The sequence below is a fragment of the Bacteroides sp. LFL-34 genome (assembly GCF_027257075.1).
Lineage (GTDB): Bacteria > Bacteroidota > Bacteroidia > Bacteroidales > Bacteroidaceae > Bacteroides > Bacteroides ovatus.
The window spans coordinates 1-816 of the sequence record NZ_JAPQKZ010000149.1 but is presented as its reverse complement, the minus strand read 5'-3'; the positions used below and the strand labels follow the sequence as shown (position 1 = coordinate 816).

At 43.3% G+C, this 816-nt stretch carries 2 protein-coding genes; one reads left to right on the top strand and one right to left on the bottom strand.

The window, feature by feature from the left end; genetic code table 11:
- Positions 1 to 356: 356 nt before the first annotated feature.
- A complete protein-coding gene (locus N5O98_RS27310; RefSeq protein WP_004314171.1) occupies positions 357 to 512 on the bottom strand; it encodes a hypothetical protein in 156 nt (51 codons plus the stop codon).
- 14 nt (positions 513 to 526) lie between these two features.
- On the opposite strand from N5O98_RS27310, the gene N5O98_RS27305 reads away from it, so the two are divergent.
- On the top strand, positions 527 to 816 hold a 290-nt coding region (locus N5O98_RS27305), incomplete at its 3' end, for a hypothetical protein (RefSeq protein WP_117677896.1).

The following is an 816-nucleotide window of genomic DNA, read 5'->3' as shown; positions in this document are numbered from 1 at the left end:
GAAGTTACGAAAAGAGTGTAATTTATTGGAAATGAGCATTGGGTAATCGCTCATAATAGTAATAGGTTACGAATTAGTTAGTTATCTACTGCATTATTCTTCTGTGCGTTGCGTAACCTTCAAAGAACTCTTCGTATGCAAAAGTAACAATAAAACGGGAGATTTAGAAATGAATCTCCTGATTTTTTCTTCTCACACAAGTTTTTCCGTAAAAGCGATTTTATCCGTCAGCACACCATCGCCCAAAAAGATTTTGAACGAACGTGTGCCGACTGCCGCATAAGCGGAGAAAAGGGCTTTGCCTCACGCCTAAACAATAGTTTAGACTGATGAGACAAGGCCCCTTTCTTTTGTGCTTATGCCAAAGAGGTGCTTTTACGGGGTTTTGACGATTTTTCTTTTTTCGTTGTCCTTTTGAGCCGGAAGCGGAAAGCCGTGTATGACCGCACATTCCATAAATGGAACAAGCCGTCACTCACGGCAGACAAACCGGGAAGAATGATTTTATCCATCCGACCAAACACGTTTGGCCAAACAGATAAAAACATACTTCCTTGCCGATGGTTTGCTCGGTTTCACGCTACCGGCTATGTTCTTTTCTGTTGGGGATGTCTTTTTCACGGATTTCTCTTTTGAAGTTTTCCTGTCTAATCTGCCTCCACTTCCGTTTACCTCCATTTTCGCGCCTTTCAGTGAGCCGCATCAGGCAGTCATTTTCGTGCTGGGTGCAAAGGTAACTCCGGGATTGTACGGGAAAGCAAGGTCAAGCCTCCTGTTTTCTGGAAAAATCTCCAGCCTTTCGGGTAGTATTTTTCC